At 62.3% G+C, this 22,191-nt stretch carries 19 protein-coding genes and 1 riboswitch; of the genes, 16 read left to right on the plus strand and 3 right to left on the minus strand.

What is annotated here, in order from left to right; all coding sequences use genetic code 11:
• Genes ACIPY2_RS07805 through csrA form a run of 5 tightly spaced genes read left to right on the plus strand, consistent with a single transcriptional unit; the run spans position 1 to position 5,101 of the window.
• A complete protein-coding gene (locus tag ACIPY2_RS07805; RefSeq protein WP_400265802.1) occupies positions 1-759 on the plus strand; it encodes a flagellar biosynthetic protein FliR in 759 nt (252 codons plus the stop codon).
• Positions 760-1,845 carry a flagellar biosynthesis protein FlhB gene (locus tag ACIPY2_RS07810; protein WP_400265803.1) on the plus strand — a complete coding sequence of 362 codons (1,086 nt, stop codon included), beginning with the start codon at positions 760-762 and terminating at the stop codon, positions 1,843-1,845.
• Entirely contained in the window at positions 1,842-3,890 is a 2,049-nt protein-coding gene (locus ACIPY2_RS07815) for a flagellar biosynthesis protein FlhA (RefSeq protein WP_400265804.1), read from the plus strand. Before ACIPY2_RS07810 ends, ACIPY2_RS07815 begins: the two co-directional genes overlap by 4 nt.
• Positions 3,868-4,854, plus strand: a complete 987-nt coding sequence (locus ACIPY2_RS07820; RefSeq protein WP_400265805.1) for a hypothetical protein — start codon at positions 3,868-3,870, stop codon at positions 4,852-4,854. The genes ACIPY2_RS07815 and ACIPY2_RS07820 overlap by 23 nt, the downstream gene beginning before the upstream one ends.
• A 4-nt stretch (positions 4,855-4,858) precedes the next feature.
• Positions 4,859-5,101 (plus strand): carbon storage regulator CsrA, encoded by a 243-nt coding sequence (gene csrA / locus ACIPY2_RS07825; protein ID WP_400265806.1) that lies wholly within the window; start codon positions 4,859-4,861, stop codon positions 5,099-5,101.
• Positions 5,102-5,140: 39 nt separating this feature from the next.
• Here the strand turns inward: csrA and ACIPY2_RS07830 are convergent, their stop codons facing one another.
• Entirely contained in the window at positions 5,141-5,680 is a 540-nt protein-coding gene (locus ACIPY2_RS07830) for a hypothetical protein (protein WP_400265807.1), read from the minus strand.
• 224 nt (positions 5,681-5,904) lie between these two features.
• Here ACIPY2_RS07830 and ACIPY2_RS07835 point away from each other — a divergent pair, with 224 nt between their 5' ends.
• The gene (locus ACIPY2_RS07835; protein ID WP_400265808.1) at positions 5,905-6,720 is read left to right on the plus strand and encodes a sigma-70 family RNA polymerase sigma factor; all 816 of its coding nucleotides are present in this window, start codon (positions 5,905-5,907) and stop codon (positions 6,718-6,720) included.
• Positions 6,721-6,782: 62 nt separating this feature from the next.
• Here the strand turns inward: ACIPY2_RS07835 and ACIPY2_RS07840 are convergent, their stop codons facing one another.
• Positions 6,783-8,333 (minus strand): MFS transporter, encoded by a 1,551-nt coding sequence (locus tag ACIPY2_RS07840; RefSeq protein WP_400265809.1) that lies wholly within the window; start codon positions 8,331-8,333, stop codon positions 6,783-6,785.
• Between the two features lie 72 nt (positions 8,334-8,405).
• Between ACIPY2_RS07840 and ACIPY2_RS07845 the strand changes: the two genes are divergently transcribed.
• The 6 genes from ACIPY2_RS07845 to ACIPY2_RS07870 all read left to right on the plus strand — a co-directional run bounded on the left by ACIPY2_RS07845 (position 8,406) and on the right by ACIPY2_RS07870 (position 16,395).
• Positions 8,406-8,945 carry a TetR/AcrR family transcriptional regulator gene (locus tag ACIPY2_RS07845; protein WP_400265810.1) on the plus strand — a complete coding sequence of 180 codons (540 nt, stop codon included), beginning with the start codon at positions 8,406-8,408 and terminating at the stop codon, positions 8,943-8,945.
• Positions 8,946-9,039: 94 nt separating this feature from the next.
• A riboswitch (glycine riboswitch) is annotated at positions 9,040-9,136 on the plus strand.
• 172 nt (positions 9,137-9,308) lie between these two features.
• The gene (gcvP, locus tag ACIPY2_RS07850) at positions 9,309-12,155 is read left to right on the plus strand and encodes an aminomethyl-transferring glycine dehydrogenase (protein ID WP_400265811.1); all 2,847 of its coding nucleotides are present in this window, start codon (positions 9,309-9,311) and stop codon (positions 12,153-12,155) included.
• 12 nt (positions 12,156-12,167) lie between these two features.
• Positions 12,168-13,301 carry a glycine cleavage system aminomethyltransferase GcvT gene (gene gcvT / locus ACIPY2_RS07855; RefSeq protein WP_400265812.1) on the plus strand — a complete coding sequence of 378 codons (1,134 nt, stop codon included), beginning with the start codon at positions 12,168-12,170 and terminating at the stop codon, positions 13,299-13,301.
• Between the two features lie 34 nt (positions 13,302-13,335).
• Positions 13,336-13,722: a glycine cleavage system protein GcvH gene (gcvH, locus tag ACIPY2_RS07860; protein ID WP_400265813.1), complete on the plus strand. Its 387-nt coding sequence runs from the start codon at positions 13,336-13,338 to the stop codon at positions 13,720-13,722.
• A gap of 250 nt (positions 13,723-13,972) precedes the next feature.
• Positions 13,973-15,385, plus strand: a complete 1,413-nt coding sequence (locus ACIPY2_RS07865; RefSeq protein WP_400265814.1) for an L-serine ammonia-lyase — start codon at positions 13,973-13,975, stop codon at positions 15,383-15,385.
• Positions 15,386-15,573: 188 nt separating this feature from the next.
• Positions 15,574-16,395 (plus strand): DNA/RNA non-specific endonuclease, encoded by an 822-nt coding sequence (locus ACIPY2_RS07870; RefSeq protein WP_400265815.1) that lies wholly within the window; start codon positions 15,574-15,576, stop codon positions 16,393-16,395.
• Positions 16,396-16,438: 43 nt separating this feature from the next.
• Here the strand turns inward: ACIPY2_RS07870 and ACIPY2_RS07875 are convergent, their stop codons facing one another.
• The gene (locus ACIPY2_RS07875) at positions 16,439-16,960 is read right to left on the minus strand and encodes a class IV adenylate cyclase (RefSeq protein ID WP_400265816.1); all 522 of its coding nucleotides are present in this window, start codon (positions 16,958-16,960) and stop codon (positions 16,439-16,441) included.
• A 725-nt stretch (positions 16,961-17,685) separates the two neighbouring features.
• Between ACIPY2_RS07875 and ACIPY2_RS07880 the strand changes: the two genes are divergently transcribed.
• From ACIPY2_RS07880 to ACIPY2_RS07895, 4 genes are read left to right on the plus strand one after another with little or no spacing between them, the layout of a single operon-like run.
• Complete coding sequence (locus ACIPY2_RS07880) at positions 17,686-18,078, plus strand: hypothetical protein (protein WP_400265817.1); 393 nt, start codon at positions 17,686-17,688, stop codon at positions 18,076-18,078.
• A gap of 33 nt (positions 18,079-18,111) precedes the next feature.
• A complete protein-coding gene (locus ACIPY2_RS07885; RefSeq protein ID WP_400265818.1) occupies positions 18,112-18,990 on the plus strand; it encodes a hypothetical protein in 879 nt (292 codons plus the stop codon).
• A gap of 23 nt (positions 18,991-19,013) precedes the next feature.
• Positions 19,014-20,129, plus strand: a complete 1,116-nt coding sequence (locus tag ACIPY2_RS07890) for a peptidoglycan-binding protein (protein ID WP_400265819.1) — start codon at positions 19,014-19,016, stop codon at positions 20,127-20,129.
• A gap of 26 nt (positions 20,130-20,155) precedes the next feature.
• Complete coding sequence (locus ACIPY2_RS07895; RefSeq protein ID WP_400265820.1) at positions 20,156-22,120, plus strand: ATP-binding cassette domain-containing protein; 1,965 nt, start codon at positions 20,156-20,158, stop codon at positions 22,118-22,120.
• Positions 22,121-22,191: the final 71 nt, after the last annotated feature.

Here is a 22,191-nt window from a genome sequence, read left to right on the forward strand (position 1 = left end):
GTGGACATCCCCATCAGCCAGTCGTGGATCCAGGTCCTCCTGCTGGCTTCGGTCCGCATGACGGCCTTCCTGGTGGTGGCTCCCCCTTTCGCGCACCACGCCATCCCTGCCCGGATCAAGGCCATGCTCGGCATCGGCCTTGGCTTGGCCGTCTCCCAGCGCCTGTCCGCCGACGCCGTTCCCAGGGACACGGCGGGCTTCATCACGGCAATTGTCCTGGAGCTGGTCACGGGCCTGGTCCTCGGCTTCCTGGTGATGGCTGTGTTTGCCGCTATCCAGTCGGCTGGAAGCCTGATAGACCTCTTCAGCGGGTTCCAAATGGCGCAGGCGTTCGATCCCCAGATGATGGTCAACGGCGCCCAGTTCACCCGCTTGCTGCAGATGGCCGCCCTTGCCCTGCTCTTCGCCTCCGACGGCTATCAACTGGTGATCGGTGGCCTGACGGGCAGTTTCAACGCCTTGCCTCTGGCCGGTGGCATCGACCTCAGCAAGCCTGTTGACGCGGTGGTGGGCGCGATTACCGGCATGTTCATCTCCGCGGTCCAGATCGCCGGTCCGTTGCTGGTTGTCCTGGTGCTGGCCGACGTCGGACTCGGTCTCCTCACGCGCGTGGCCCCGGCACTGAATGCTTTCTCGCTCGGGTTCCCGCTCAAGATCTTCATCACGCTGGCCCTGGCAGGCTTCCTCTTCCTGGCGCTGCCACGGCTCGTGGCGTCCCTTGCGGAGTTGGCTGCCCGGACTGTTTTGGGGGTGGGGTAGGTGTCGGACTCGCAGGAGAAAACCGAACAAGCCACGGACAAACGCATGCGCGAGGTCCGTCAGAAGGGGCAGCTTTCGAGGTCCCAGGACCTCATGGCGTGGCTTGCCGTGGGCGGGGCCGCGGCGATGCTTCCGGCCACCATCGACCACGGGTCCAACGCCGCCGTGGACCAGCTGTTCACAGTCAAGGCCGTCATCGCGGATCCGGATCCTGCCAAGGCCATGGCGGCACTGGAGGCGGGGCTGGGTTCCCTCGCCGGGATCCTCGGCCCGCTTTTCCTGGTGGTCACCGTAGTGGTCCTGGCCGGGTCCGCGTTGCAGGGCGGCATCCGCTTCAAGAGGTTCCGTGCCGAGTTTGGGCATTTCAACCTGCTCGCGGGCTTCAAACGGATGTTTGGTGCCCAGGCGCTTTGGGGCGGCGTCAAGGCACTGCTGAAGACCGCCGTCGTAGGCCTTGTCTTGTACACGGTCATCCAGGGCCTCATGCCCGTGCTGTTGACGGCCGGTGGACTGCCGGTAGCAGGGGTCCTGGCCGCGGCGGCGGGCGGGATAGGGGCGCTCATCCAGTTCGCCGTCGCGGCCGGGCTGGTGCTGGCAGCCGCGGATATCTTCGTGGTCATGCGGCGCAACCGGAAGAAGACCCGGATGTCCAAGAAGGAAGTCCAGGACGAGAACAAGAACACCGACGGCGATCCGCTGGTCAAGTCCCAGCGGCGTTCGCGCCAGCTGAGCATGAGCCGGAACCGGATGATCGCCTCGATCGCGGACGCCGACGTGGTCCTGGTCAACCCGACGCACGTTGCAGTGGCGTTGAAGTACGACGCCGGCAAATCGGCACCCCGCGTGGTGGCGAAGGGCGCGGGGGTCATTGCGTCGCGGATCAGGGAAGAAGCCGAGACCAAGGGCGTGCCCATGGTGCAGGACATCCCCCTGGCCCGGGCGTTGCATTCCGCGTGCGAGCTGGGGCAGGAGATTCCCGTGGAGCTTTACCGTTCGGTTGCCGCCGTCCTGGCCTTCGTGATGTCGCTTAAGACCCGAGGAACAGCACGGGGAATCCATCGTATGAAGGAAGGTCTGCTGGCATGAACAACAACAAGTTCGCCCGGCTGTCGGTGCCGGTAGGCATCGTGGGAATCGTGCTGCTCCTGGTGGTACCGCTGCCGGCGCCGCTGCTGGACTTCCTGATCGTGTGCAACATCCTGTTGGCCTTGCTGATCCTGCTCACCAGCATGTTCGTGAAGAAGCCCTTGGATTTCTCGGTGTTCCCTTCGCTGTTGCTGGTGGCAACGTTGTTCAGACTGGGGCTGAACGTGGCTTCCACGCGGCTGGTGCTGGGACAGGGTTTCGCCGGCCAGGTCATTGAGGCTTTCGGCAAGGTCACAGTGGGCGGCTCCCTGATCATCGGTGCAGTGGTGTTCCTGATCCTGGTGGTCATCCAGTTCGTGGTGGTCACCAAGGGCGCCGAGCGTGTTGCCGAGGTGGGCGCCCGCTTCACGCTCGATGCCATGCCCGGCAAGCAGATGGCCATCGACGCCGACCTCAACGCCGGACTCATCACGGACACGGAAGCCCGTAAGCGCCGGGCCGAGGTTTCCGCCGAGGCCGACTTTTACGGGGCCATGGACGGCGCCTCCAAGTTCGTCAAGGGTGATGCCATCGCGGGCATCATCATTATCATCATCAACTTTGTGGGCGGCATCGCGATCGGCGTGCTGCAGCGCGGCCAGGATGCCATCGACGCCTTGAACACCTACGGGCTCCTGACCATGGGTGATGGCCTGGTCACGCAGATTCCGGCCCTTCTCATGGCCGTTTCCACAGGCATGATCGTCACCCGGTCCAACGCCGAGGAGGACATGGGCCGCACGGCGTCGTCGCAGCTCATGCAGTCACCCAACGCGCTGCTGATCGCGGGCCTGGCGGCGGCATGCATGGCCATCATTCCGGGCATGCCCATTCTGCCGTTCCTCCTGGTGGCCGCTTTATTGGTCTTCGCTTCACGCAGGGTGGCCGCCCGGCAGAAGGCTGCAGCCGCGGCTGAGGCGGCAGGCAACGCCGCTGTCGCGGCCGAGGAAGATCCCAACGAACGGCTCCTGGAAGACATGCGCGTCCACCCCGTGGAGATCCTGCTGGCTCCCGACCTCGTGGACATTGTTTCCGGGGCCTCGGACGACCTCCTGGCCCGGGTGAGATCGCTGCGGCACAAGATCGCCATGGAGTTGGGACTCGTGGTTCCGCCCGTCAGGACCCGCGACGCCATGGACCTGCCGCCTTCCACCTACGCCATACGCATTGCCGGCGTCGAGGCCGGAAGGGGAGTGGCGCCGTCGGGCAAGCTCTTGGCACTCGGCGAGTTCCTGGACGCCCTGCCCGGAACTTCAACCGTGGAACCGGTCTTTGGCCTGAACGGCAAATGGGTCCCGACGGAAATGCGGCACAGCGCCGAGATGACGGGTGCAACCGTCATTGATCGCGTCTCCGTGCTGGTCACCCATCTTTCCTCCATCATCAGTGCCAACGCCGCGCGGCTCCTCACCAGGGAAGACGTCCGCGTGCTCACCGAAGGTGTCCGCAAGCAGAGCCCCTCCGCCGTTGAGGAACTCACTCCCGGGCTGCTCACCCTGGCAGAGATCCAACGCGTCCTGGAAGGACTCTTGGAGGAACAGGTCCCCATCAACGATCTTCCCCGTATCTACGAAGCCCTTGCCTTGCGGGCCAAGGTATCCACGGATCCTGAAGCGCTCATCGAATCCGCCCGGAACGCCCTGGGGCCCGTCCTCGCCAACAAGTATTTGGACGGGTCAGTACTTCCCGTAGTGATGATCGATCCGTTGCTGGAACAGTCGATGCTCGAAGACATGCGGCCGGCCGAGGGTGGCACGCAGATCGTGATGGGCCAAGCCAAGCTGGACGACGTGCTGAATTCCCTCAAGTCGGCAGTGGACGGTGCCGCAGCCACCGGACGGCAAGCCGTCCTGGTCTGTGCGCCCGCGCTGCGCCCGGCGATCCGTCGCCTTGTGGCCGCGCCCGACGGCGGTGTCCCGGTCCTTTCGTACCGGGAAGTGACGTCGGCGAACATCAGGATCGAAACAGTGGGGGTGGTCCGCTATGCAGAAGCGCTACAAGCTTAGGGGTGTTTCCCTTGATGCCATCCGGGAGAAGGCCCTGCAGCAATACGGTCCCGGTGCGCGGATCGTCGCGGCGGAGAAGGTCACCAACCCGGGGATCGTTGGCATGTTTGCCGCAGCCCGGTTCGAGGCCACCGTGGAAGTGGGAGCAGTTCCCGTGAATGCCCCCGAGCCGGCCGCCGTGGCTGCACCGCCAGGGCCGGCGGACGCCCACGAATTGCATGGACCGGCCATCGCAGCGCTCCTGGAACGTGCCGACGCTGCCGAACTCGAACTCCACAAACCGGAGCCCGTCTCCACGGCATCACCGGACTTCGCAGGACTGCTGGAACAGCTTGGCAAGGAACTCGAAGCCGGTCCGGCGGTTGCGCCCGTGCTGGTTTCCACGGCGCCCGCTGCCGTGCCGCAAGGCGCCGTGGTGACACCGCCGCCGTCGGACGCTCCTTCAGCCAAGGTGCCGCAGCCCCTGGCAGGCGACGGCAACCTCATCCTGCTCCTTGGACTCGGCGACGACGCCCTTGGCCCCGCCTTGGAAATGTCCATCGCCGCCGGCGGCTCGGACGTCCGTACCGCGGGGCAGCTCAGCGCTTTCGGCCACCTCCACGTCCAGGGGCGCCAAAGCGCGACGGCGGCGCGAGCCCAGGCGGTGCTCACGGGCCAGAGCGTCCTGGTGGCGTTCGGCTTGGGAAAGGCGCACGACGTACCCATGCAGGCTGCCACCATTGCGAGCCTCTCCGCCGACCAGCTCTGGGTGGTGGTGGATGCCCGACGCAAGGCCGAGGACACCAGGGCGTGGGTCGCGGCGCTTCAACAGCTGCTGCGGAATGACAATGCTGCCGTCTCGGCCCTCGCCGTCATTGGTGCCTCGGAGACCGCGACCCCGGAAACAGTCGATGGTCTGGGCATTCCCGTGGGCTGGGTTGACGGCAAGGCCGCAAGCAAGCCGGTCCTCGGAAAGGTACATTGAATCCATGCTGGTACTGACGCGTAAGCCGGGCGAGAAGATCATGATTGGTGACGACATTGTCATCACCGTCATGGAAGGCCGTGGCGACGGCGTACGGATCGGAATCGAAGCACCCCGTGGTGTGTCCATCCAGCGCAGCGAAGTGGTGGAGGCAATCGCCGCCGCCAACCTTGCCGCGACCCAAGCGGGCCCCGACGCCGAGGAGCTCCTTGCCGGCCTCCGCCCGCCAACCCCCGCCAAGGACTGATCCTCTCTCACGTCCCGCCGGGTTTGGGCGGTTCCTCTCTCACGTCCCGCTGGGTTTGGGCGGTTCCTCTCTCACGTCCCGCCACGAGATCCCGAGGAATTCCCGCAATAACGGAAGCGAGGCCTCGCGCACAGCGGTCAATGCCCGTTGGATGTTCGCTTGGATCGCCAGCAATTCCAACTCGTCGCCATCGGAGCCGGCTTTATCCGGGCCCGTTTCCAAGGCGGAAATGTTCGCGGCAACGGCAGTATCGATGTTTTCCACCAACAAAACCATGGCCCGTCGGTGTTCATCCAAAAGCCCCGCCCAGATGCCCTCCGGTGCAATTTCCACCAAGGCAGGCAGGGTGGAGCGATCCGGGGCCTGCCACTCTGTGGCCAAAGACGTGGCTTCCACGCCTCGGGCAAGCGATTCAAAGCGAAGATTTTCGATGACTTTTTCGAGCTCGGACGCGGTGAAGTTGAGCCGGTGCCAGTGACCGGCCCGGAGGTGCAGAAGCTGTGTTTCGAGGAGGAACAGCAGGAAATCGAGCTGCCTTCGCCCGCGCCACAGAGTCGCTGATAGCTCGTCCGCCCCCACGGTTCCCCAATCCGTTGTTGCCTTGCGAAAATGACGTTTTTGCAGGCGTTTGAGTTTCTTGTGTCGAGCGTACACGCAGAGTCGTTTTCAGGTGATATGTTCACTGAACACGTACCTGAACGAAGTCCCACAACGTCGCTGTGATTGGTCTCTACGCGCCGTCCGGAATTTGCGGATCAAGGGCATGGCAACTCAATATTCCGGTCTCATGGGGGGACTTACTTTTGAATCGCGAACAGCGCAACGAGCTGGTGTTGCAGCACCTTCCGCTCGTTGGTTACTTGGTCTCTGACCTTTGTGCGCGCGCATCTCATTTGTCGCGCGATGATTTTGCATCTGTTGGCTCCCTGGCGCTCATTACTTCCGCCGATTCCTTTGATCCGGATCTTGGCGTCCCGTTCGGGGCTTTCGCACGCCGGCGGATCATTGGTGCTTTCGCTGACGAAATGCGTGCGGGAGATTGGGCTACCCGGTCCGCGAGGAAGCGGATCAAGGAAACCATGGCCATCCAGGAAACCCTCACCGGCGTGTTGGGCCGCAGCCCGAGCATTGCCGAAATGGCCTCGGCGCTGGGTGTTGAGCGCAGCCATGTTGAGGCGGCCCTGGCTGACGCGGCACGAACGTTGACTTCGCTGGATGAGGTGGTGGTGGACACGGTGGCTTCCGTCGCCCCGTCCCCGGAGAATTCGGTACTGGCCGATGAACGGATCAAGTACCTGCGTGCCGCCGTCGACGCTTTGCCGGAGAAGATGCGTTTTGTCATCCAGGAGATCTACCTGGCAGGCAGGTCGGTCAAGGAACTCGCGGAAGAGCTGGGTTCCACGCACGCAGCCGTATCGCAGCAGCGCGCCGAAGGCATCCGGCTGATGCGCGACGGACTCGCCGCCCATTACGCGGACAACCCCGAACAGGCTTTTGAACCGGAATCGCGCATTACCGCCCGACGCCGGAACGACTACCTTTCCGCCTTGGCCACGGCCACCACCGGCGGAATCACCAGGAGCCTGGGCCTCGGGTCTACGCTCAACCAAGCCGTCTAGCAGCAGGCAGCAGGAAGCCCGGGCCACTCAGGTGACCCGGGCTTCGCCATGCGGTCAGTTACTTACTGCGCCTTGGGCACCCGGCGGAGTACGACGGCGGCAAGCACCGCCGCTCCGGCCATCAGTACCAGCCCGATCGCCGCCGTGATGTGGACTCCTGATTCGAAGGCCACCCGTGCAGCGGAGGTCAGTGCTTCGGCCAAGGGGGCCGGGAGGTTGGCGGCAGCGTCCACGGCCCCGGCCAGAGTCTCTCCCGACTTCCCGGCGGCCGCCGAGGAGACGCCGTCGGGGATCGTGAGGTTGTGCTGGTAGGACGCCGTGAGGATCGATCCGAGCACTGCCGTACCCAGGAGAGAGCCCAGCTCGTAGCCGGTTTCCGAGATGGCCGAAGCAGCGCCGGACTTGTCCGCCGGTACCGACCCGAGGATGAGGTCGTTGGAGATGGTCTCCGCAGCCCCCACCCCCACGGCAAGAACTGTCAGCGCGGACAGCAGGAACATCGGGCTGCTGCCGTGGTCGCCCACCACAACCACCAGGTAGCCGACGGCGTTGAGCACCAGTCCACCGGCTACAACAAAGCCGGGGCGGATCCGCTTGACCAGCGGCACCACAACGAGTCCCGCGACGATCGTCGCCGTCAGTGCCGGAATCATGGCGATCCCTGCCTCCATCGGAGACTGCCCTTCGATAAGTTGCAGGTGCTGGGCGAAGAAGTAGATGAAGCCCGTCATGGAGAACAAGGAGAGTACGTTGGCCACGATCGCGGTGCTGAACACCTTGTTGCTGAACAACGCGACATCCAGCATGGGGCTCGCCAGCTGCCGCTGCCGCCGGACAAAGAGGACCCCCATGACGGCGCCGAAAAGCATGAAGGCAGCCGCGGATGCGCCGAAGCCGTGCACGGCAAATTCCTTGATGCCGTAGACGAACGGAGCCATGGCGAGGACTGAGAGGGCGATGCTTGGTACATCCACGCGACCCGGGTTGGCGTCCTTGGACTCCGGAATGAGCACCTTGCCGAAAGCCAGCAGGGGCAAAAGCAGGAATGTCGCCACCAGGAAGACGGCGCCCCACCAGAAGTGCTCCACGAGCCAGCCGCCAAAAATGGGACCGAGTGCGGCACCGCCGGAGAAGCCCGCAGCCCAAACTGCGATCGCGAGGCGGCGCCGGTTGGGATCAGCAAAGATATTGCGGATCAGGGACAGCGTAGAGGGCATCAGCATCGCACCGAAGACGCCAAGCGAGGCGCGTCCGGCAATCAGCCATTCCGCCGACGGCGCGAACGCCGTAGCAGCCGAAACCGCTGCGAAGCCTGTGCTGCCGATCAGGAGCAACCGCCGTCGTCCGATCCTGTCACCGAGGTTGCCCATGGAAACCAGCAGCGCGGCCAGAACCAAGGGATAGGCATCGACGATCCACAGGAGTTGGATGCCGCCCACTTCCAGGGAACGGGCGATCTCGGGCAGGGCGAAGGTGAGCGCGGTGTTGTCGACGGCCACGAGGAGCACCGGGAACATCAGCAGTGCCAGGGCCGTCCAATCGCGCCACGGTGCTGCCTGCCCCTTAACGGGGTTGACGGAACGGGGTGCTTGGGTCGAGGACGGCGAGAACATGGTCGTTACTGTACCGTCTAGACGGTATAGTTTCAAATAGAACCAAGCCAAGCTTTACGGAATGATGGATGCATGCCGCGAAAACCAGTTGCCAGGGATGCTGTCCTGGACGCCTTTGAATCGCTCCTTATCGAAGTGGGGGAGCGTGCTGCCACGCTCGATGCCGTCGCCAAGCGTGCGGGGGTCTCCAAGGGCGGGCTGCTCTACCACTTCCCCAACAAGGAAGCGCTGATCAGTGCCTTGCTGGAGCGTCTCGATGAACTGGCGGAGCAGGACATAGAGCTGATGAAGGCGGCGCCCGACGGTTCCGCCGCCTACTTCATCCGCACGTCGCTGTGGGGTGGAACGCCCATGGACCGCGCCTTCGTGGCGGCGACCCGTCTGGCCGAAGTTGCGCACCAGGAGACCCGGCAACGCTTCACGGCCATCCAGCAACGTTGGCAGGACGTCCTTGCCGAGGACGTTGGCCCGGAAGTGGCCAAAGCCGTCAGCTACATGGGCGACGGGCTCTATTTCAACGCCATGTTTGAAGGCGGGCAGGACGCCGGCAACGCCAGTCGCGAGGCCGACGTCGAGGTTCTTTTGAAAGTCCTGGCCCGCCTGCGGAAGTAGCGCATCCCCCATTTGCCGCTGCGCCGCGGGCGTAGGACAATTAACAACTGTGGTGCGCCTTAGCTGCGGGCCGCAAAAATTGCATAAAAGCCTTTGATCTGCGGCGGGAGAGTCCTGCAGTACGTGATGCAGGCGCCGTAGGAGCAAATCCTCCCCAGGAATCTCTCAGGCCCACGCACCGCCGCGGTTAGGCAACTCTGGAAAGCAGCAGGCACTCCGTGTGAACGGATGCTGTGCTCACCGACGGTGCAAGCGGGTCGTGTGCGGACACCCCCGCGGAAACTCTCAGGTCCAATACAGAGCGGGGAGGAACCCGAGCCACTGCGGCGTACCCAAACGCCGCCCAAGTAATGGAGTTCCTTCGTGACGGTTAGTTCAGCCTCCACCGCCTTCGTCGACCGGCATATCGGTGCCCGCCGCCAGGCCGACATTGACACCATGCTCAAGTCCGTCGGTTACGACTCCGTGGATTCCCTCGTGGACACCGCGGTTCCCAACGACATCCGCCAGGACGTTGCCCTGACCCTGCAGAACGCCCTTTCTGAGGTTGAGGTTCTCGCCGAACTGCGCAAACTTACTTCGAAGAACAAGACCGCCGTGCAGATGATCGGCCAGGGTTACTTCGACACCATCACGCCTCCGGTGATCCGCCGGAACATCCTCGAGTCCCCGGCCTGGTACACCGCATACACGCCGTACCAGCCCGAGATTTCGCAGGGCCGCCTTGAAGCACTCCTGAACTTCCAGACCATGGTGCAGGACCTCGTTGGCCTGCCCATCGCCAATGCCTCCCTGCTCGACGAAGCAACTGCAGTGGCTGAGGCGGTGCTGATGATGCGCAGGGCCAACAAGAACAAAGCTGCGCAGGACGGCAAGACCGTTCTCGACGCCGACTGCCTGCCCCAGACCATCGCCATCGTGAAGGGCCGCGCCGAGGCTCTTGGCTTTGAAGTCGAGGTGGCGGATCTCGCCAACGGTCTTCCGGAAGGCGCCATCAACGGCGTCGTCCTCCAGCAGCCCGGCGTTTCCGGCCGCGTCTTCGACCACTCCGCCGTGATCGCTTCGGCTAAAGAGCGGGGTGCCCTGGTCACCGTTGCCGCCGACCTTCTCTCGCTCACGCTCATCACCCCTCCGGGTGAGCAGGGTGCCGATATCGCCGTCGGTTCTGCCCAGCGCCTGGGCGTGCCGCTGTTCTTTGGCGGCCCGCACGCCGCTTATATGGCTGTCCAGAAGGGCCTTGAGCGCTCCATGCCGGGTCGCTTGGTTGGCGTTTCAAAGGACGACGCCGGTGTTCCCGCCTACCGCTTGGCGCTGCAGACCCGTGAGCAGCACATCCGCCGCGAGAAGGCTACGTCCAACATTTGTACGGCGCAGGCGTTGCTTGCCATCGTTGCCTCGATGTACGCCGTTTACCACGGTCCCGAGGGCCTGAAGGCGATCGCCGATACCGCCCACAACCACGCCCGCACCCTGGCCGCCTCCTTGAAGGCTGCCGGCGTCGAGGTTCTTCACGGCTCGTTCTTCGACACGGTGACTGCCCGTGTCCCGGGGCGCGCAGCGGAGTTCGCGGCTGCCGCTGAAGAGCGCGGTATCAACCTGCGCGGCATCGATGCTGACACGGTGGGCATCTCGGTGGATGAAACAACCACAACTGAGGTTGTTGGCAGTGTCCTCGACGTGTTCGGCGCTTCAGTTGTCGAGTCCGTGGAGGGCTTCGCGCTTGAGGCTTCCGTGGAACGGTCCAGCGACTACCTGCAGCACCCGGTGTTCAACACCCACCGCTCCGAAACCCAGCTCCTGCGCTACATCCGCAAGCTCTCGGATCGGGACCTCGCGCTGGACCGGACCATGATCCCGCTGGGTTCGTGCACCATGAAGCTCAACGCCACCGCAGAGATGGAAGCCATCTCCTGGCCCGAGTTCGCCTCCATCCACCCGTTTGCCCCGGATTCCCAGACCGCTGGCTGGCGCGAACTGATCGCCGACCTCGAAGCCCAACTGACCGAGATTACGGGCTACGACCAGGTTTCCATCCAGCCCAACGCCGGTTCCCAGGGTGAGCTGGCCGGCCTCCTCGCAATCCGCGGCTACCATCACTCCCGCGGAGACCAGCAGCGCAACGTCTGCCTGATCCCCGCCTCGGCCCACGGCACCAACGCCGCCTCGGCAGTGCTCGCCGGCATGAAGGTTGTGGTTGTGGCCACGGCTCCCGATGGAACCATCGACCACGCCGACCTGAAGGCCAAGATCGAAGCCAACCGTGACGTTCTCTCGGCCATCATGATCACCTACCCGTCCACCCACGGGGTGTACGACGCAGACGTTCGCGAGGTCTGCGACGCCGTCCACGAGGCCGGCGGCCAGGTCTACATCGACGGTGCCAACCTCAACGCGCTCGTCGGCCTCGCACAGCCCGGCAAGTTCGGCGGCGACGTGTCCCACCTGAACCTGCACAAGACCTTCTGCATCCCGCACGGCGGCGGCGGACCCGGCGTTGGCCCGGTCGCAGCCAAGGCCCACCTGGCACCGTTCATGCCGGGCGATGCCGCTTCCTGGACCGAAGGTAACGATGTCCCGATTTCCGCCTCCCGCTTCGGCTCGGCCGGTGTCCTTCCGATCTCCTGGGCTTACGTGAAGCTCATGGGTGGCCAGGGCCTCACTGAAGCAACCAAGTCCGCGCTGCTCGCTGCCAACTACATCGCAGCGCGCCTCAACGACTACTTCCCGGTGCTCTACACGGGCGAAGCCGGCCTGGTGGCCCACGAATGCATCCTCGATCTCCGCGAGCTCACCGCGAAGACCGGGGTCACTGCCGAGGATGTGGCCAAGCGCCTCATCGACTTCGGCTTCCACGCGCCGACCCTGGCTTTCCCGGTTGCCGGCACACTCATGGTGGAGCCCACGGAGTCCGAGGACCTCGTAGAGATCGACCGCTTCATCGAGGCCATGATCACCATCCGCAAGGAAATCGACCAGGTTGCTGCAGGCGACTTCTCCGTGCAGGATTCCCCGCTTCGCCGCGCACCCCACACGGCAGCCGCCGTCGTGAGCTCCGACTGGGACCGTGCCTACCCGCGCGAGCAGGCCGCCTTCCCTGTCCACCACCTCAAGCAGGACAAGTACTTCCCGCCGGTGGGACGCATCGACGGCGCAGCAGGCGACCGCAACCTGGTGTGCTCGTGCCCTCCGATCGAAGACTTCGAGAACTAAGGGTTTGGGAAAATGACAGGGAAATACACAGCCCTCTACGAAGAGCACAAGAAGCTGGGCGCGTCCTTCACGGACTTCGGTGGCTGGCAGATGCCGCTCAAGTACACCTCCGAGCTCGCCGAACACCACGCCGTTCGCAAGTCCGCTGGCCTGTTCGACCTCTCCCACATGGGTGAAGTCTGGGTCACCGGCCCGCAGGCCGCCGAGTTCCTCGACTATGCGCTGGTGGGCAAGATCTCGGCCATGGCCGAAGGCAAGGCCAAGTATTCGCTGATCTGCCAGGAAGACGGCGGGATTATTGATGACCTGATCGTCTACCGTCGGGGTGCGGAGAAGTTCCTGGTGGTGCCGAACGCCGGCAACGCGGCAGTTGTTGCTGCCGAACTCCTGGTGCGTGCGGCCGGATTCGACGTCGTGGTTGAGGATGCCTCGCCCGAGACCTCGCTCATCGCCGTCCAGGGTCCCCTTGCCGAAGCGATTCTGCTGCGGCTTGTCCCGGCCGAGCAGCACTCGCTGGTCACCGAATTGAAGTACTACGCCGCCGTCGAGGTCACCTTCCTGGTGGCTGGCAGCGGCCAGGAATTGCTCCTGGCACGCACCGGGTACACGGGCGAAGGCGGCTTCGAGATCTTCGTTCCCAACGAATCCGCCGGCGCGCTGTGGCAGGCGATTACCGCCGTCGCCGAAGAGGGCGAGCTGGTCCCGGCTGGCCTGGCCTCGCGCGACTCACTCCGCCTGGAAGCCGGCATGCCCCTGTACGGCAACGAGCTCTCCCGCGAAGGCAATCCCTTCGCTGCCGGGCTCGGGCCTGTTGTGGCGTTGTCCAAGGAAGGCGACTTTGTTGGCAAGGAAGCACTCGCTGCCTTGAAGGCTGAAGGTGCCGGGGTCTCCACTGGACGCAAGCTCGTGGGCCTCAAGGGCCTGGGACGCCGCGCCGGCCGCTCACACTACCCCGTGGTGAAGGACAGAGCTGTCGTTGGCGAAGTGACGTCCGGCCAGCCAAGCCCCACCTTGGGGTACCCGGTGGTCATGGCATACGTGGACGTTGCTTATGCTGAGCCCGGCACCGCCCTGGACGTGGACCTCCGCGGCAAGGCCGAGCCCTTCGAAGTCGTCGCCTTGCCGTTCTACAAGCGGTCCCGCTAAGCAGTTTTTGTCCATACAACGTAAAGGAAACAGAATGCCCAAAGTAGCGCCTGAACTTCAGTACTCCGACGAACACGAGTGGGTTTTGCGTGGGGAGGGGAACTCGGTATCCATCGGTATCTCTGAAGTTGCCACCGACGCACTGGGTGACATCGTGTACGTGGACCTGCCCGAGGTAGGTTCCACCGTGACTGCAGGCGAGACCTGTGGCGAAGTTGAGTCCACCAAGTCGGTCTCCGACCTGTACTCGCCCGTCACTGGTGAGGTCACCGAGATCAACGACGCCGTTGTTTCCGACCCGGCCCTCATCAACAACGACCCCTACGGCGACGGCTGGCTGTTCAAGGTTGCCGCAGAGTCTGACGGTCCGCTGCTCTCGGCGCAGGAATACGCCTCCAAGAACGGCGGAGACCTCGCCTAGCATCAGCCGAATCGTGGCTTCGCTGCTCAACATGCCGTGCGCACGGCATCTACCGCAGCGAAGCCCCGTTTTGGCCAAGTCTGCTCTGGCGTAGCGTGGACTTAATAACTGAATGAACTTGCGACGCCGGGTTGCCGCCTGAGGGGGCCACCCGGCGTCGTGCTTCGGTCGCCTGCCGTCAAGAGCGGGGGAGGCCATCCGGCAGGACCATCTGCCGGACCGTTTTCAAGCTGTAAAAGGGATCCCGGCCATGGCTGTTGGTGTTTTCGATCTGTTTTCCGTGGGCATCGGCCCGTCGAGTTCGCATACGGTTGGTCCGATGCGGGCCGGGGCTGTATTTGCCGGCGAGTTGAGGGACAGCGGCGTCCTGGGCTCGGTGGCGTCGTTGCGTGTGGACCTGTATGGGTCGTTGGCAGCTACAGGGCGCGGTCACGGGACGATGACTGCGACGCTGTTGGGCCTTGAGGGTTACCACCCCGAGCTGATCCTCCCGGAGGAAGTGGAGGAACGCCTGGCCGCGATCGCCGAGACCGGTGTGTTGAACCTCGCCGGTGCTTCCGGCGACGGCGTGGAACTGCCCTATGCGGTGGAGGATATGGTGTTGCATCCGTTGACGGTGTTGCCGCGGCATACGAATGGGATGAAGTTTGCTGTGTCCGATGCTGAGGGGACGGTGCTGATGGAGGCGACGTTTTTCTCGGTGGGTGGTGGGTTCATTGTCCGTGAGGGTGAGGAGAACGCGGCCCGGGCGGAGTTGGAGGAGTCCAAGGCGGAGTTGCCGTTGCCGTTCCGGACGGCGGCGGAGTTGTTGGGCCGGTGCTCGTCGAAGGGCCTGGGCATTTCCGAGATCATGTTGATCAATGAGCGGGCGTCCCGGTCGGAGGAGGAGATCCGGGAGGGTTTGCTGCATATTTGGTCGGTGATGGAGGCCTGTGTTGAGACGTCGCTGAAGCGTGAGGGTGTGCTGCCGGGCGGGTTGCGGGTGAAGCGGCGTGCACCGGATTGGTTGGAGCGGTTGCTGAAGGAGGACAAGGACCGGAACGATCCGAAGTATTGGCAGGAGTGGGTGAACCTGATCGCCCTGGCCGTGAATGAGGAGAACGCTTCCGGTGGCCGGGTGGTGACGGCTCCGACCAATGGTGCGGCGGGGATCATTCCGGCGGTGTTGTATTACGCGTTGAATTACGCTCCGGGGATGGACAAGGCCACCGAGGCCGATAAGGACGAGGTGGTGGTGCGGTTCTTGCTTGCTGCCGGGGCGGTGGGGGTTTTGTATAAGGAGCAGGCCTCGATTTCCGGTGCCGAGGTGGGCTGCCAGGGTGAGGTGGGTTCGGCGTCGTCGATGGCTGCTGCGGGGTTGGCTGAGGTGATGGGTGGTTCGCCGGCTCAGGTGGAGAACGCTGCTGAGATCGCGATGGAACATAATCTGGGGTTGACGTGTGATCCGATCGGGGGGTTGGTGCAGATTCCGTGTATTGAGCGGAACGCGATTGCTGCTGCGAAGGCGATCAACGCGGCGAAGATGGCGTTGTGGGGTGATGGCACGCACCGGGTTTCGTTGGATGAGGTGATCGTGACCATGCGTGAGACGGGCAAGGACATGTCCCATAAGTACAAGGAAACCGCGATGGGCGGCCTGGCCGTCAACGTCGTCGAATGCTGAACAGGCCCCGCAACGCAGGGAAGCCCTGTTGTGAGGCCCGCTCTGCGCGCTAATTCCAAAGCAGGGCCCACGCTGCCCGGGTTCCTTGGCCGAGCTTGCGAGGTTAGGGAGGCGGTGGGGATGCACAGCAGGCCCCGCAACGCAGGAAGTCTCTGTTCGCTGTCAGTGCCTAGTGCCATGCTGTATGCATGAGCGGGGGATATGACCGGGATTTCTTGCGGGCACGCCTTGAGCTGCCCAGTCCGTCGGCAACGACGATTCTGTTGGATTACACCCACTTCTCCGTGCGCTTCCGGACGGCCCGGAAGCTCGCGGCGATCGTGGGGGTCAACATCAGCGGCAGCGAACTGAACCCCTTGGCCCGCGAAGGCACCTGGCATTTTGACGAGCGCGTTCCCAAGGAACAGCAGGCCGGTCCCGATGTCTATAAGAACAACGCCTTCGACCGCGGCCACCTTGTCCGGCGGTTGGACCCTGTCTGGGGCGACCAAGCGACGGCCAAGAAGGCCAACCAGGACACTTTTGTCTTCACCAACGCAGCTCCACAGGTTGATGATTTCAACCAGGGCAAGGAACTGTGGGTCGGGCTGGAGGACCACGTTCTGGAGCACGCCGACTCCTTCGATGCCAAGCTCAGTGTGTTCACCGGGCCGGTCCTCCTGGACGACGACCCTCCCTACCGGGGCGTGCAGGTGCCTCGGCGGTTCTGGAAGATCGCAGCCTGGACCAACGATGCCAAGCTTGGGGCCGCCGGCTTCATCCTTGACCAGTCGCCGTTGCTGGGGAAGGTTGAACTGAAGAAGGCCATCACCGAGCGGCTGCTGGAGGGCGAACCACCCCCGTTGGGTCCTTTCCGGACGTTCCAGGTTCCCATCGGCGAGATTGCCGACCTCACTGGGCTGAGCCTGAGCCGGCTCACTGCTGCGGACCGGCTGGCCAGCGGCCAGCGTGAGCTGGGGAAGGCTCCGAAGGCCATTGAGCTGGAGAGCATGAGCCAGATTCGGCTGTGAGGTTGGTCCGGGGGGCTGGTGGCAAGCGTCCCGCTGGCTGCGTTCAGGATTCTTGACGGGCAGTGTCCTGCAAGAGATCCAGGTAGGATCCCTGAACCAAGTCCGCATCGGCGATTGCCAAGGCGGCCATGAGTGCATGCGCCTCTTCGACGGCATCCTGCTCGGAAGCCCTGACGTCGACTTCGAGCTCGAGGAAATGGCCAAGCCCCTCGACAACATCCAAGTGAACGCGGGCGTGGCCAACGCGCAATGCGATCCTGCTCTTCCGCACCCGTCCGAGCTCTCCATAGGCTTCCGAGAGGACTTCACGGAGTTCATGCGGATCGGTCGTAGATGTGTGTACATACGACGAAGCCTTCGGTCCGTACTGGTCCGGACGGCGGTAGAAGATCAGCGTTCCCTCGCCGTCGTCGGTGACACGGAGCTTGAGCCGTCCATCGGGACATTGAAAGAAGGTGTCGTCCTGGGTCACATACTGAGCTGCGCTGCTGCCTAAAGCCGTCGCGACCGGCAACATATCTTCGACGCTCTCGATGCGTGCTTTGATTTCGATGTTTTGAGGCATCAGTTCTCCATTTGCTGGCGCAGGGGTGGACATCGCGGTGTGGCTGGCCGGTGGTGGAGACCAGCCACACCGCTGTCGATCCGATGCGATGGGGTGGCCATCGGTCGACGACGGCACGCCAGCTGCTTGGAAAGGGCAAGCGGTGCTTGACGTGCGCTGCGGCGCAGGAGAACGCTGCGCCATATCCAACCAGTAGTGCCGGTGTGGCTTTCGTGTCGCAGTTTTTGCAAGCGATTGAGCCGTTTGGGGCGGTTCGACGTCCACGACCATTTCGCGCCAGCATCCTCTCGATCCGCAACCAAGTGATATTTCCTTTGCTTGGCTTGGACCGGTAACCGCCCCGGAACCCCCATCCGGTGGAGCGTCGCCCTCCTCGATGAGCGCCCAAAAGATGGACCAGCCCAAACGATCAGCAGGGCGGCGATGGCGCTGACTGCGAGTCGTACCATGCGTTTCCGGAGGCGTTTTCAGACTACACAACGATAAGGGTAAACACCCCCCCAAGGTACGTGGGTGAAGCGGTCTGATCGTGACGCGACATTATGAATATTACTTTTGGGTGGTCTATATTTCCCGAGATTCCTATCATTGTGGCGTTCCGGTTGATTTGCCGCAGATGCCCCGTTATTTTCGAGACTACTGGGGGGCAGTGACTGGCATCGTACCTATTTGGCGTTTCGTGGATTGTCATCACCAGACTTCACTCCTATTGAGAGAATGGTGAAATGAAAAAGATTCTGAGCTTTGCTGCGGCCGCCGTAGTCGCAATACCTGTCATGGTTGGAGCCAACGCCCGTGCGGCAAATGCGTGGGCAGATCAAACATGTGCAAACGGGCAAGTCTGCTTGTTCCAAAGCTCAATGTGGAACGGAACCAAGTACTCGAACAACTACGCAACATCTTGGGTAGGTAGCGGTGCAAATGATCCAACGTCAAACATTGTTGGATACACGACCAACCCATCCTACCGATACGTAACATTCTTTGAACACCTGAACTTTGGTGGCAACTCCTTTTACATGAAGGAGGGGCAGGCTATCAGCTACCTTGCGGACATCGCCTATCCGGGTGGCGGGAATTGGGATAACCGAATTTCGAGCCACGATGAATCGTACTGATTCCACAGTTCCCTGAACTGAAAGAGTCGAAAGGTGACCATGACCCGGCGTCTGCTTCTACCACTGGTGCTGCTCTTCGTGCTGTCAGGGTGCAGCGCGAATCAAACTGGACAACAGGCCGACGCAGGGACCCTGCCCTCGATCGATCGTTCAGCCTATGCGGGGGTGCACGCACAACTGGACAAGGCTAATGCAGTAATCGTTATGCCTGTGGATACATATGAGGCAAACGCCGATGAGTCCATGGTCATCACAGCAGCAAACATGTACATCATCGAGGACTGTATGAAGAAGGCCGGATTTGCTATGCCGGAAAAGCACGGTGATCTCGACGTGAAGGCGGATCAATCGTACGGCATCTGGGTCCCGGAATTTGCTGCTAAATACGGGTATGAACGGCCAATCGTCAGGACCATCCCCGGAATCTACGATTCTGGAACCCGGGAATCGCCGCAAGCCACCGTTAAGAAGTACTTTGAGTGCGACACCTCTACCTCAGGTGACCAGATTCCTGCGTTTCGAAGTAGGGTAGCCGGCCAAGATTCACTATTGACGAATATCGTGAATGACTCTAATGCTGTGGCCGAACGAGATGTGGCCTGGAAGACCTTGCGTGAAGCATGGATCAAGTGCCTCGGGGATGCCGGCATCAACATGCGTGAGGACTCCCCCGATGCTTGGGTGCCGTCGTACCCTGCCGACAAACAAGGTGAGATACGGACCGCCCTCCAAGATGCAGAATGTAAGAACAGGGAAAATACTATGCAGGGCTTGATGGATATACGTGCCCAGTACCAAACCGCCCTTATAGCGGCCCACCAAGCGGCATTGAATACTCTCGCCGATGAGAAGGCCGCCGCATTGGGTAGAGCGAAGGACATTCTCCGGCAACACGGACATAGTGGCCTGTAGTGGGTGCGACGGAACCTACACCCGTGAAACTTCCGCGGGTTCCACGGTTCAGACGAGTTGTTGTTTTCCTGTGTGTCATTTTCGTTTGTACAGCTGGTTCGTTCTTTCTTGGCAGTCAGATGCGAACGCCCGAATCCTCTGCCATCGATTCCATCAATTCAAAAGTCGATGTGAGCGCTGCCGTGGAAAAGAAGTCGCTGGCCACTTCCGTAATCGTTTCGGCAACCATGTCGGCCGGGCCATCGGTGCCGTTGCAGGCATCTGTTCCAAAGGGTGCCGACCGCGCCGTAGTGACGGCCGTGTATGCCAGCATCGGCGAGACCGTCGCCCCGGGGTCGCTGATCGCAGCGGTCTCGGGTCGTCCTGTTCTTGTGATGTCTTCGAACGTGCCTTTGTACCGGGATCTTCTTCCGGGCGACCGGGGCCCTGATGTGATGGCGCTGCAGAAGTGGCTGCAAGGTTTGGCGTATTGGCCGGGGGTCACAGGAGTCTTCGACCAAGGTACAGAGAGCGCCCTCAAGAACCTTTATCGCGACCTTCAACTGACGGCCCCGACGTCTGAAGATGGGAAGGTTGCCTTTCGCTGGCGCGAGTTCGTGCAGATCCCGGGGGATTCGGGAAAGATTACGAGCTTGGTAAGACCCGGGGATGTATTGGCAGAAGACCTGAGTCTGGGGAGGGTCCAGACGGCCCCCGATGTGGTGGTTGGCCGCGCTACGGTCGACCAAGCCGATGCGCTGGTTGTGGGGCAGGAGGTAGATCTCCAAGCCGCGGGGTATTCGGCAAAAGGAACGATCCAAAGCATTGGTGCTTTCAATGAAGGGGACCCTGACAAGGGCGTTGTTCCGGGCATGGACATCGTGTCTGCTGTTCCTGTGGATGGAGACCAACCAAAGCCTGGCCAGTCGGTCTCAATTAAGGCCCACCAAACCGCTGTTGAATCTCTGGCTGTACCTTTGACCGCTGTTAAGCAGGACGACCACGGGACCTACGTTACGTTGCCAGGCACAACGGACCATGGAGAAAGTAGTTCATCACCCGAACGAGTGGACATTACGGTGACCCAACAGCGGGACGGGTGGGCTGCCATCGAGGAGAATCCGAGACTTCAGCCCGGAACACTGGTGACGGTTTCGTGACAGAGACTCGACTCTCAACAAATGCCGTGCCTCTCTTGAAGATGAAAGGGATAGGGCGAACCTACAACGTCGGGGATTCTGAGACCCAGGCGCTTGTCGACGTCGATCTGGAAATAAGTGAAGGCGACTTTCTTGCGATCCTCGGGCCCTCAGGATCAGGGAAGTCCACGCTGTTAAACGTCCTTGCGCTCCTTGACCGGCCGACGGGCGGTAGCTATTGCGTCAACGGCGACGATGTGACCGGGATGGGTGAGCGGCAACGGGATGCTCTGCGGTCGGAGATGTTTGGCTTTGTCTTTCAGGCATCCCATGTGATGAGTGAAGAGTCGTCAGCCAGGAATGTCGCCCTTGGACTCCGTATCCAAAGCGTTGGGCACCGAGAACGGGAAATGCGTGTTGGCCCCGCCCTCGAGCGGGTTGGGCTCCTTCACCGAAAGGATGCGCCCGGCAAAAACTTGTCGGGAGGTGAACGCCAGAGATTGGCATTGGCGCGCGCCCTTGCCACGAATCCAAGAGTTCTTTTTGCCGACGAACCGACTGGAAACCTGGACGTTGCCAATACAGAACGGGTCATCGAGGAACTCAAGAGTCTGAATGCCCAAGGAATGACGGTTGTCGTCATTACGCACGATCCGGCTGTTGCCGCTGCGGCTCGGTCTCAGGTGACTATCGTGGACGGCGTCCTGGCACAATCAACCGTACGTGCCGAGGAAATGCGGACGTCAAGGTCGTCAAACCTGCCTGCTTCCGAGTCGTATGTGGCAGACTCGACGGCTTTGGTGCATCTTGGACAGAGACCGACGCGTTGGCGGGGAATCGTCGACGACGTGTTCGACGCACTGACAGCGCTGACGTCGCGGACTGGACGGACGATGCTTCTGATCATCGCGTTTATGCTCGGATCGGGAGGGCTTGTAATGTCGGTCGGGCTAAGCCAAAGTGCTTCCTCCCAGGTTTCAGAGCGGCTAGCTCAGGCGGCTCTCGATGAATTCCAAGTGTCGTTGAGTGCCTCGGGAGCCCAAGCCACTAAGGCGCCGCCGTCGGATCAGAGGAAAACGATCGAGGGGCTTGCTGGCGTCGTCGACGTTGGCTTGCGCTACGACTTGGCTTCGAAGGACATGAAACCGTCGCGGCTTGAGCCCGGTCTGACGGTGCAGGAGCCAACGTTCGCGGGTTCCTTGCTGGCTGCAGACTCCCATTATCTTGCACTGAACGGTGCTGTTGTTGAGCCCAGTTCTGCCCTATCGCTTTTGGATGAGTCCTTCGGCAAACCCGTTGTGCTTATCGGTCGTGAAACAGCCACGCGCTGGGGTATCTCAGCTGCAGGGCCGGATCAGAAGATCTGGGTTGGCGGGCAGCCCGTGCCTGTAGTGGGTGTCATCGAAAGTCCCGGCCGGAACCAGTTGCTCTCAGACAGCATAGTCATCGGCATTGGGGGCTTCGACGACCCACTCTCGACGAATCCAGTGTTCATTGTTCGTACTGTTCCCGGTTTCCCTGCCCCGCTGAGCGATGCCGTTCCTCTTGCGCTGAACGCAGCACATCCCGAGTACTTTACAGTGAGCACGGTGGCGGACCTCCGGTCACTAACCAGAGGTGTCAAAAACGATCTCAGTGTGTTCATCAGCATCATCTCGTGGGTCCTGCTAGCCCTGGCCTGTCTTAGCTCTGCGACTTCCATGTACCTGACCGTACAAACGAGAAAGTCCGAGATAGCGCTCCGCCGGGCGATCGGAACCAGCCGGGCGAGCATCCGGCGAATGTTCGTACTTGAGGGCCTGCTTGTCGGAACCGGGGGCGGACTCGCAGGCGGTGCGGCCGGCATGGTGGCACTGCTCGTTGTTTGCCTTCAGCAAGGATGGACGCCGGTTTTGGGTTTGGAAGCTGTCACGATGGGAGTCGTAGCTGGTGCGGTCACGGGTGTTCTGGCGGCTGTGTATCCCGCTATATCGGCTTCGCGAGCTAACCCGGCGCAGGCCATAAGGGGCTGACCGCCGGGGCGCCGCTCCCTGTCGATCCTGGAATCGCCATTTACACTCCGCCCGATAGACTTGATCCTGCA

The organism is Paenarthrobacter sp. NPDC089675 (assembly GCF_044749185.1).
GTDB lineage: Bacteria > Actinomycetota > Actinomycetes > Actinomycetales > Micrococcaceae > Arthrobacter.

Bases quoted from the DNA above. Each gene is read 5' to 3' on its own strand.
- ACIPY2_RS07815 (WP_400265804.1), top strand. From the start codon at position 1,842: ATGAACAACAACAAGTTCGCCCGGCTGTCGGTGCCGGTAGGCATCGTG.
- ACIPY2_RS07820 (WP_400265805.1), top strand. From the start codon at position 3,868: ATGCAGAAGCGCTACAAGCTTAGGGGTGTTTCCCTTGATGCCATCCGG.
- csrA (WP_400265806.1), top strand. From the start codon at position 4,859: ATGCTGGTACTGACGCGTAAGCCGGGCGAGAAGATCATGATTGGTGAC.
- ACIPY2_RS07840 (WP_400265809.1), bottom strand. From the start codon at position 8,333: ATGTTCTCGCCGTCCTCGACCCAAGCACCCCGTTCCGTCAACCCCGTT.
- ACIPY2_RS07845 (WP_400265810.1), top strand. From the start codon at position 8,406: ATGCCGCGAAAACCAGTTGCCAGGGATGCTGTCCTGGACGCCTTTGAA.
- gcvT (WP_400265812.1), top strand. From the start codon at position 12,168: ATGACAGGGAAATACACAGCCCTCTACGAAGAGCACAAGAAGCTGGGC.
- gcvH (WP_400265813.1), top strand. From the start codon at position 13,336: ATGCCCAAAGTAGCGCCTGAACTTCAGTACTCCGACGAACACGAGTGG.
- ACIPY2_RS07865 (WP_400265814.1), top strand. From the start codon at position 13,973: ATGGCTGTTGGTGTTTTCGATCTGTTTTCCGTGGGCATCGGCCCGTCG.
- ACIPY2_RS07870 (WP_400265815.1), top strand. From the start codon at position 15,574: ATGAGCGGGGGATATGACCGGGATTTCTTGCGGGCACGCCTTGAGCTG.
- ACIPY2_RS07875 (WP_400265816.1), bottom strand. From the start codon at position 16,960: ATGCCTCAAAACATCGAAATCAAAGCACGCATCGAGAGCGTCGAAGAT.
- ACIPY2_RS07880 (WP_400265817.1), top strand. From the start codon at position 17,686: ATGAAAAAGATTCTGAGCTTTGCTGCGGCCGCCGTAGTCGCAATACCT.